7 protein-coding genes are annotated in these 9,760 nt (G+C 71.2%); 2 read left to right on the top strand and 5 right to left on the bottom strand.

The features are described from left to right. A partial coding sequence (locus tag ACYVE7_RS21700; protein WP_460366818.1) for a hypothetical protein occupies positions 1-424 on the bottom strand: 424 nt, incomplete at its 3' end. Between the two features lie 5 nt (positions 425-429). Next, entirely contained in the window at positions 430-975 is a 546-nt protein-coding gene (locus ACYVE7_RS21695) for a hypothetical protein (protein WP_460366817.1), read from the bottom strand. Between the two features lie 73 nt (positions 976-1,048). Here ACYVE7_RS21695 and ACYVE7_RS21690 point away from each other — a divergent pair, with 73 nt between their 5' ends. Continuing rightward, positions 1,049-1,606, top strand: coding sequence for a TetR/AcrR family transcriptional regulator (locus ACYVE7_RS21690; protein ID WP_460366816.1), 558 nt, complete (start codon positions 1,049-1,051; stop codon positions 1,604-1,606). On the opposite strand, the gene ACYVE7_RS21685 is transcribed toward ACYVE7_RS21690, so the two are convergent. Then, positions 1,607-3,193 (bottom strand): Na+/H+ antiporter, encoded by a 1,587-nt coding sequence (locus ACYVE7_RS21685; RefSeq protein WP_460366815.1) that lies wholly within the window; start codon positions 3,191-3,193, stop codon positions 1,607-1,609. Between the two features lie 192 nt (positions 3,194-3,385). Here ACYVE7_RS21685 and uvrA point away from each other — a divergent pair, with 192 nt between their 5' ends. Beyond that, positions 3,386-6,238, top strand: coding sequence for an excinuclease ABC subunit UvrA (gene uvrA / locus ACYVE7_RS21680; protein ID WP_460366814.1), 2,853 nt, complete (start codon positions 3,386-3,388; stop codon positions 6,236-6,238). A 47-nt stretch (positions 6,239-6,285) separates the two neighbouring features. Here uvrA and ACYVE7_RS21675 read toward each other — a convergent pair whose 3' ends face one another. Both ACYVE7_RS21675 and ACYVE7_RS21670 read right to left on the bottom strand, forming a co-directional pair. Further along, on the bottom strand, positions 6,286-6,801 hold the full coding sequence (locus ACYVE7_RS21675) for a methylated-DNA--[protein]-cysteine S-methyltransferase (protein WP_460366813.1): 516 nt from the start codon (positions 6,799-6,801) through the stop codon (positions 6,286-6,288). Between the two features lie 68 nt (positions 6,802-6,869). Continuing rightward, positions 6,870-9,760 (bottom strand): tetratricopeptide repeat protein (locus ACYVE7_RS21670; RefSeq protein WP_460366812.1); only part of this gene is annotated, 2,891 nt, incomplete at its 5' end.

Genomic DNA, 9,760 nt, shown 5'->3' with positions numbered 1-9,760 from the left:
AGCGGAGCCTGTCGCGCGGGACCGTGCGCGGTGCGCTCACCCGCAGCAGATAGCCGTCGCGGTTGAGGGCGTACTCGTGGGCGTCGGGGGCGACCCGGTAGAAGCCGGTGCCCGCGCGGACGCACCGGACGAGGCCGGTCGCGCCGGGGATCGGCAGCAGCGGGCACTGCGGCGCGGTCAGGGTGCGGTGCTGGACGGTCAGCCGCGCCGTCACCGTGCCGACCTGGTAGGCGGCCTGGTAGCCGCCGCCGAGCGCGGGCCCGGCGCCGTTCGGCGGCCCGTCCGCCTCCAGCACGTAGACGAGATCCGTGCCGACGCCCAGATGGCCCGCCCTGGTGTCCAGGTCGGCCTGCGACGGCCGCTCCGGCGCGCCGCACCCGGCGACCACGACGACGATCGGCACCCAGACGACGGCCTTGCGCATACCGCCTAGCGTTCCACACCTTTCGCCCGCTTCGGGGCGAGCGCGTAACTGGCCGAGATCGCTCCGTCGACGACCAGGACGAGGGTCCACATCCCGATGATCCCGCGCAGCGCCGCGGTCCGCTCGGCGTCGCCGACGTACCAGACGGCCAGGGCGAGCAGCCCGCAGCCGACCGCCCAGGCGAGCAGATGGCGGGCCCACTGCCCCGCCTCGTAGACCGCCCGCGCCCGGCCGTGCTTCGGCCTGGCGGCGGGCCTGGGCGCGCCGTCGAACCTGTGCGCGGCCCACCCGTCCATCCGCCGGTCGATCTGGTGCCCGAACCCCGCCGACACCCCGAGGTAGACGGCGGCCAGCCCGTGCGCCACCCCGATCTCGCCGCCGTCGCGCAGATCGGCCGCGGTGACGGCCAGCAGCACGACGTCCACCACCGGCACCAGGAGCAGCAGCGCCCCGCCGAGCCGGGCGTTGCGCAGTCCGTACCGGACGAGCAGGCCGAGCGCGAGCACCAGCCAGAAGCCGATCTCGCAGGCCACGATCACCGCCACCAGCATGACTCCCCCTTTTTAACACGGTCGTATCACCAACAAAATAACACAGCCGTGCTAGAAAGGACATGTGCCGAAAGTGGTCGATCATGAAACCCGCCGTCGCGAACTCGCCCAGGCGCTCTGGCGCGTCGTCCGGCGCGACGGGGTGGACGCGGTGTCCGTGCGGAGCGTCGCCGCCGAGGCCGGCTGGTCGCCCGGCGCGCTGCGCCACTACTTCCCCGACCAGCGCGAACTGATCGCGGCCGCGATGCGGCTGGTCACCGAGCAGGTCACCGCCCGGATCGGGGCGCTGGACCCCGAAGGCACCCGGGTGGAGAAGGCGCTCGCCTACTTCGAGCAGCTCCTGCCGCTGGACCGGGCACGGCGCACCGAGGCGGAGGTGTGGTTCAGCTTCGTCACCCGGGCACGGCTCGATCCGGAGCTGGCGGCGCTGACCGCGTCCGTCCACGCCGAGCTCCGCGCGTTCATCGCCTCGATCATCACCCAGCTCGAGATCCAGGACCCGACGGCCGCGCCCCGCACGCACGCGCTGATCGACGGGCTCTGCCTCCACCTTCTGCTCTACCCGGAGGCGGTCACCCCGCAGGACGCGCGCGCCCAGCTCCGCGCGGCGCTCACCGCGCTCGTCCGCTGATCACAGCAGGTGCGCGCTGCGCAGGTCGAGACGGCGCAGGACCTTGTCGGCGGCCTCGGGGTCGACACCGGGCTGGGCACGGGCGTCGAGGATCTCGCGCCGCGACGCGGCCAGCATCTCGGCCTCGACCCGGCTCTTGATCGCCACATGGCTGCGGCGCTGGTCGTAGCCCTCGACCAGGTCCTCGGGGACCACGTCGCACAGCTCGCTGACGAGCAGCCGCTGGGTCAGCCGGAGCTTCTGGACCACGTCGGACGGCAGATCCTCCTCGGCGTCCAGCTCGCGGAGCCGGCGCAGCGCGGCGCGGGAGGCGCGGAAGGCCAGATCGCGGATCTCCTGCTCCTCGCCGTCGTCCCCGACCCCGATCTTGAGGACCTTGACCAGCCACGGCAGGGTCAGCCCGGGGATCACCATCGTCACCAGGATGACGGCGAACGCGATGAACTTCAGCTGCTTCGCGTGCGGGGTCTCGGCGGGCAGCGCCAAGGCCAGGGCCAGGGTGGCCAGACCGCGCATCCCGCAGAACGACAGGATGAAGTCCTCCCGCCAGTCGACCGGCATCCCCTCGAGCTTGTCGCCGTGGCGGAAGCGCAGCCAGGCGTTGATCGTGAACAGCCAGACGAACCGCAGCGCGACGATCACCGCGCAGACCACGGCCGCGTGCACCGCCCAGGTGCCCAGCTCACCGTGTTTCGGCAGCACCTGGCGGAGCTGGAGCCCGATCAGCCCGAACGCCAGACCGGTGATCAGCAGTTCGATGGTCTCCCAGAACGCGGTGCCGGTGAGCCGGTCGCTGACGCCCGACTCGTCGTCGCTGGTCTGGCCGAGGTAGAGGCTGCCGGCCAGGACCGCGATGACGCCCGAGGCGTGCACGACGTCGGCCAGCAGGTAGACGGCGAACGGGAAGACCAGGGTGAGGGCGTTGCGGGCGTCGGTGGTGTCCATGTGCTGCTGCACCCAGTTGGCGGCCCAGCCGAGCCCCAGCCCCAGCGCGACCGCCGCCACGACCTCCCAGACGAACAGCAGGACGCCTTCGACCGCCGAGTAGTGGCCGCCGCCGGTGATCGCCGACACCGCCACCGCGTAGATCACCAGGGCGGTCGCGTCGTTGCAGAGCCCTTCGGTCTGCAGGATCGTGACCAGCCGCCGGGGCAGCCCGATGGGTCCGGCGACGGCCTCGGCGGCGACCGGGTCGGGCGGGGCGACCGCGCTGCCCAGCGCGATGGCCGCCGCCACGGTCAGCCCGGTGATCATCATCAGGGTGACGCCCGCCACCGCCGCGACGGTCGCGATCACCAGGAACAGCGCCATCCCGACGATGGTGCGCCTGCGCGCCTGGATCATCCGCCAGGACGTGCGCTGCGCCGCCGCGTAGATCAGCGGCGGGAGGAACAGCGGCAGGATCAGGTCCGGCGAGATCGTGACCTCCGGGATGCCCGGCAGCAGCGCCAGCACCAGCCCGAACAGGGTCACCAGCACCGGATAGGGCCTTCTGATCTTCTCCCCCACACCGACCAGCAGCACCGTGGCCAGCATCAGGATGACGATCAGCCCGAAGGAGATCAGCTCGTGTTCCACACCGCGCATTCTGCCAACGTTCGAGCGCCCGGACGGGCTGCGGCGTGCGTGGTTCCCGGGACAATTTCATTCGAACGCGTGTACGGTGACGACCGAGACGGAGCCGCTGGGGACTTTTCTGTCAGTGCCCGTCGTTAGCCTGGTTCTGGGCCGCCGTCCGCTGCGGGCCCGTCACCGATCCAACTCGTGGGGATACACACCGTGCACAATCGACCCGGGCATGATCGTCTCGTCGTCCGCGGGGCGCGCGAGCACAATCTGAAGGACGTGTCGCTCGACCTTCCGCGCGACTCCCTGATCGTGTTCACCGGCCTGTCCGGGTCCGGCAAGTCCAGCCTGGCCTTCGACACCATCTTCGCCGAGGGGCAGCGCCGGTACGTCGAGTCGCTGTCGGCGTACGCCCGGCAGTTCCTCGGCCAGATGGACAAGCCGAACGTCGACTTCATCGAGGGCCTATCGCCCGCGGTCTCGATCGACCAGAAGTCGACCTCGAAGAACCCGCGCTCGACGGTCGGCACGATCACCGAGGTCTACGACTACCTGCGGCTGCTGTACGCCAGGATCGGCAAGCCGCACTGCCCCGAGTGCGGGCGCACCATCTCCAAGCAGACCCCGCAGCAGATCGTCGACCGGGTGCTGGAGCTACCCGAGGGCACCCGCTTCCAGGTGCTGGCGCCGGTGATCCGCGGCCGCAAGGGCGAGTATCTGGAGCTGTTCCGCGAGCTCCAGACCAAGGGCTTCTCCCGCGCGCTCGTCGACGGCGTGGTGATCAGGCTGGACGAGCCGCCGATGCTGAAGAAGCAGGAGAAGCACGACATCGCCGTGATCGTCGACCGGCTCGCGGTGAAGGACTCCGCGCGACGCCGGCTCGCCGACTCCGTCGAGACCGCGCTCGGGCTGGCGGCCGGCACCCTCGTCCTGGACTTCGTCGACCTCCCCGAAGACGATCCGGGCCGCGAGCGGATGTACTCCGAGCATCTGTACTGCCCGTACGACGACCTGTCGTTCGAGGAACTGGAGCCGCGGTCCTTCTCCTTCAACTCCCCCTACGGCGCCTGCCCCGACTGCACGGGCCTCGGCACCCGGATGGAGGTCGACGCGGAACTGGTCGTCTCCGACGAGGAGCTGTCGCTGGAGGAAGGCGTCATCGGGCCGTGGTCGGGCGGCCACGCCAGCGAGTACTTCGGCCGGCTGCTCCAGGCGCTCGGCGAGGCGATGGGCTTCGCGATGGACGAGCCGTGGCGGAAGATCCCCGCCAAGGCCCGCAAGGCGATCCTGCACGGCCACGACACCCAGGTGCACGTCTCCTACGCCAACCGGTACGGGCGCAAACGCTCCTACTACACGGAGTACGAGGGCGTCATCCCGTGGATCCAGCGGCGGCACGGCGAGGCCGAGTCGGACGCGACGCGTGAGCGCTTCGAGGGCTACATGCGCGAGATCCCCTGCCCCACCTGCAAGGGCGCGCGGCTCAAGCCCCTCATCCTCAACGTCAAGATCGACGGCCGGTCGATCGCCGAGATCGCCGCGCTGCCGATCGGCGAGTGCGCCGAGTTCCTGCGCGGCATGGTCCTCAACGACCGCGACATGCACATCGCCGAACAGGTCCTGAAGGAGGTCAACGCCCGGCTGGGGTTCCTGCTGGACGTCGGGCTCGACTATCTGACCCTCGACCGGGCGTCGGCGACTCTGGCCGGCGGTGAGGCGCAGCGGATCAGGCTCGCCACCCAGATCGGCTCCGGGCTGGTCGGCGTGCTGTACGTCCTGGACGAGCCGTCGATCGGCCTGCACCAGCGCGACAACTCCCGGCTGCTGGAGACCCTGCTGCGGCTGCGCGACATCGGCAACACCCTGATCGTCGTCGAGCACGACGAGGACACCATCCGGGCGGCCGACTGGGTCGTCGACATCGGCCCGGGCGCCGGCGAGCACGGCGGCCAGGTCGTCGTGTCCGGCACCGTCGAGGACCTGCTGACGTCGGAACGGTCGCTGACCGGGCAGTACGTGTCCGGGCGGCGGCAGATCGAGGTGCCCGCGATGCGGCGGCCCCGCACCAAGGGACGGGAGATCGTCGTCAAGGGGGCGTCGGAGCACAACCTGCAGAACGTGGACGTCGCGTTCCCGCTCGGGGTGTTCACGGCCGTCACCGGGGTGTCGGGGTCCGGCAAGTCGACCCTGGTCAACGACATCCTCTACAACTCGCTCGCCAAGCATCTGCACCACGCGAAGTCGGTGCCCGGCAAGCACAAGCGGATCACCGGGCTCGACCAGCTCGACAAGGTCGTGCACGTCGACCAGTCGCCGATCGGCCGCACCCCGCGCTCCAACCCGGCCACCTACACGGGCGTCTTCGACCACATCAGGAAGCTGTTCGCGGCCACCACCGAGGCGAAGGTCCGCGGCTACCAGCCGGGCCGCTTCTCCTTCAACATCAAGGGCGGCCGCTGCGAGAACTGCGCGGGCGACGGCACCATCAAGATCGAGATGAACTTCCTGCCGGACGTGTACGTGCCGTGCGAGGTCTGCCACGGCGCCCGGTACAACCGCGAGACCCTCGAGGTGCACTACAAGGGCAAGACCATCGCCGACGTCCTCGACATGCCGATCGAGGAGGCCACCGAGTTCTTCGAGCCGATCACCGCGATCCACCGGCATCTGAAGACCCTCAACGACGTCGGGCTCGGTTATGTCCGGCTGGGCCAGTCCGCGCCGACCCTGTCGGGCGGCGAGGCCCAGCGCGTCAAGCTGGCCTCCGAGCTTCAGCGGCGCTCGACCGGGCGCACCATCTACGTCCTGGACGAGCCGACCACGGGCCTGCACTTCGAGGACATCCGCAAACTCCTGGGCGTCCTCAACGGCCTGGTCGACAAGGGCAACACCGTCCTGGTCATCGAGCACAACCTGGACGTCATCAAGACCGCCGACTGGATCGTCGACATGGGCCCCGAAGGCGGTTCGCGCGGCGGCACCGTCGTCGCGGTCGGCACCCCCGAACAGATCGCCCAGGTGCCCGAAAGCCACACCGGGCAGTACCTCTCCAAGATCCTCAACTGACCTGACGCCCCGAGGCCCCCGAGCGACGCGCCGGGGGCCTCCTCGCGTCAGAAGAGGGGTTCGGGGAGGAGCCCTTCGAGGGCCAGGAGGTGGCGTTTGGTGGTGAGGCCGCCGCCGAAGCCGCCCAGTTCGCCGCTGGAGTTGACGACCCGGTGGCAGGGGACGATCACCGGGAGCGGGTTGGACGCCATCGCGACGCCCACCGCGCGCGACGCGTCGGGCTCCCCCGACCAGGTGGCCAGATCGCCGTAGGAAGTCGTCTGGCCGTAGGGGACGCGCTCGTGGAGGAGTGTGAGGATCCGCAGGTTGAACCCGTGGGACAGCCGCCAGTCGAAGGGCAGATCGAACTCCTTCAGATCGCCGGCGAAGTAGGCGGAGAACTGGGCGATCGCCTCGCAGAGGCCGCCGCGGACGGGACGCAGGCCCGTCCGCTCGCCGAGCCGCTGCACGCGCAGCTCGGCGTCATGAGCGTGGAAATGCACGTTGACCAGGCCGTTGTCGGTCTCCGCGAGCAGCAGCGGGCCGATCGGCGTCTGGAGGACCGTCCAGCCGAAGGTGTCCATGACCCCAGCGTAGGAGGGCCCACCGACAGTTTCCGGCGGGAACCGGACGTCGAGCCTCCCGCGGGGCGTCAGCCGAGCCAGCGCTGGATGCCCGCGATCCGCCGCCGGCACTCCTCCGCCCGCAGATGGTCGCCGAGCGCCGCGTGGGAGTCCGACTGGGCGCGGAGCGCGGCGATCTGACCGCGGTGGTCTCCCATCTCGGCCCGCACCTCCAGCTCGGTCTCGAAATGGGCGACGGCCTGCTCGTGGCGTTCCTGCCGCTGGCAGACCAGGCCGAGGGTGTGGTTGGCGGACGACCGGTTGCGGCGGTCACCCAGCTCCGTCGCGATCGCCAGGGCCCGTTCGGAGCAGCGGCGGGCGTCGGCGAGCCGGCCGAGCAGCACATAGGTGTCGCCGAGGTTGACGCGGGCGGTGGCGATGCCCTGCCGGTCCCCCACCTCCTCCATGATCTTCAGTGCGTGCAGGGAGGTCTCGGCGGCCTCCCGGGGACGTCCGGTGCGGCGCTGGATCAGGGCGAGGGTGTCCATTCCGGTGCCCAGGCCGATCCGGTCGTCGATGTCGCCGCGGATCCGCAACGACACCTCGATCGCCTGCTCGGCCTCCTCGTGCAGCTCCAGCCGCAGATAGGTGCGAGCGAGGCTGCCGAGCGCGGCGGCCTCGCCTTCGCGCGCGCCGAGCTCCTGGAACAGGGCCAGCGCCTCCAGCCCGAGCAGAACGGCCTCGCGGACCCGTCCGAGCCGACGTTCGAGCTTGCCCAGATAGTCCAGATCGTGCGCCTCCCCTGCGAGATCGCCGACCAGCCGCCGGATCTCCAGCGACCGGCGCAGGTTCTCGCGCGCCTCCGGGTACCGGCCGAGCGAGTAGTAGGCGGCGCCGAACAGGGCGGTGGCCTCGGCCTCCGCCGACCGGTGCTGGATGGCGCGGACCACACGCAGCGCGTCGGCGCAGTGCGTGACGGCCTCGGCGTACCTGGCCTCGCTGATGCAGACCCTGGCCAGGATCACCAGCGCCTCGCCCTCACCGTCGCGGGCGCCGACCGAACGGTAGATGCCCAGGGCGAGCCCGGCGTCCCTGCGGGCCATGTCGCCGTTGCCGAGCTGCTGGTGGATCCGGGCCAGCTCGCTGCGGGCGTCGGCCTCGCCGTGCCGGTGCTCCAGCTCCTGCCGCACCTCCAGGGCCTCGAGCGCGAAGACCATCGCCCGCTGGAAACCGCCCCGGTGCCGGTGCACCCGCGCCAGGGTGAGCAGGGTCTCGGCCTGGCCGCGCCGGTCCAGGAGCGCCTGCCGCAGCTCCAGCGCGTGGGTGGCGTAGGCGTAGGCGCTGTCGTACTTGCCGAGCCGCAGATGGCTCTGGGCGAGGACATCCAGGGCGCGCGCCTCACCGCCCGGCTCGTCGAGGGCCCGGTGCAGGTCTCTGGCCTCCTCCGCGTGCTCGATCGCGACGCTCTGCCGGCCCAGCATCACGTACACCGCGGCCAGCGTGTCCAGGACGGACGCCTCACCCGACCGGTCGCCGAGCGCCTTGAACCCGCGCCGCGCGTCCTCGCCGTAGCCGATGGCCCGCACACAGCGCCCCAGCTCCAGATGCGCGACGGACAGATGGTGCAGCATGACGGCCGCTGCGCCCCAGTCCGAAACGGTCTGCGCCGACGACAGCCCGATCCGGTGCACGGTGATCGTGTCCTCGCTGTACCGGCGGAACTCCAGGAAGTCGTAGAGCGCCGCGGCCAGCGCGTGGGCCGTGCGGTGCAGGCCGAGCCGCGCCGACTGGCGGACCGAGGAGACCAGGCAGCGGCGTTCGGCCTCGAACCACGCGAACGCCTGCGCACGGCCGTCGCCGGTGAGGGCGCGTCCCTCCTGCGTCGCCTCACCGAGATAGAACGACAGCAGCCGGCGCTGGGCGTTCTGACGGTCGTTCTCGGCGTCCTCGAGCAGGCCGAGGTCGCGGGAGAAGTCACGGAGCAGATCGTGCAGCCGGTACCGGCCCGGCACCGGCTCGACGACCAGGAACGCCTCGCGCAGCTCGTCGATCCTGGTGCGGGCCGTCGGGGCGTCGCAGCCGAGCAGCGCGCCGACCGCGGGAAGCGCGAAATCGGGGCCGACCATCAGGCCGAGCCGCCGGAACGCCCCCCTGACCTCGGGGTCGAGCCCCTGGTAGGACACTTCGAAAGCACCGCGCAGCGCGCCGTGCGAGTCGTCGGTGGGCGCGAACGCCAGCAGGCCGTCACGGCCTGAGAGCTGCCGGACGGTCTCGGCGATGGAGTCCTGGCCCGCCGCGATCCGCGCCGCCGCGATCCGCAGCGCCAGCGGCAGATAGGCGCACTCCCTGGCCAGCTCCTCGGCCGCCTTGCGCTCCGACTCCACCCGCCCGTCGCCGACGACCGAAGCGACCAGCTCGACCGCCTCGTCCGGGTGCATCTCACCGAGCTCCAGCGTGGTCACCCCGTCCACACCGCGCATCCGCTGCTGCGACGTGACCAGCACGAGGCCGCCGGGATCGACCGGGACGAGCGGCCTGATCTGCTCGTACTCCCCGGACGCGTTGTCCAGGACCAGCAGCACCCGGCCACCGGACGTCAGGGAACGGTAGAGCGCGACCAGCTCGTCCTCACCCGTCGGGACCTGCTCGCCGGGCACGCCCAGCGAGCGCAGCACCTGGCCGAGCGCCTCGACCGGGGTGGACGCCTTGGCCGGGCCGCGCAGATCGACGAAGATCCGGCCGTCGGGAAAGCCGTCGCCGACGAGATGCGCCCACTGCACCGCCAGCGCTGTCTTCCCCACCCCCGCCATCCCCTGCACCACGATCACGCGAGGCTTGTCGGCCTGGAGCAGCGAAAGCCTGGTCAGCTCGGCACGCCGTCCGGTGAAATGCTCGGGCGGGCCCGGCAGCCGGGCGTCGGAGCGGCGGAGCGTCACCGGCGGCCGGACCGCCAGCCGCACACCGCCCCCAGCACTCCGGC

The organism is Actinocorallia lasiicapitis (genome assembly GCF_054778695.1).
This window is presented reverse-complemented; position numbering and strand designations above follow the sequence as displayed.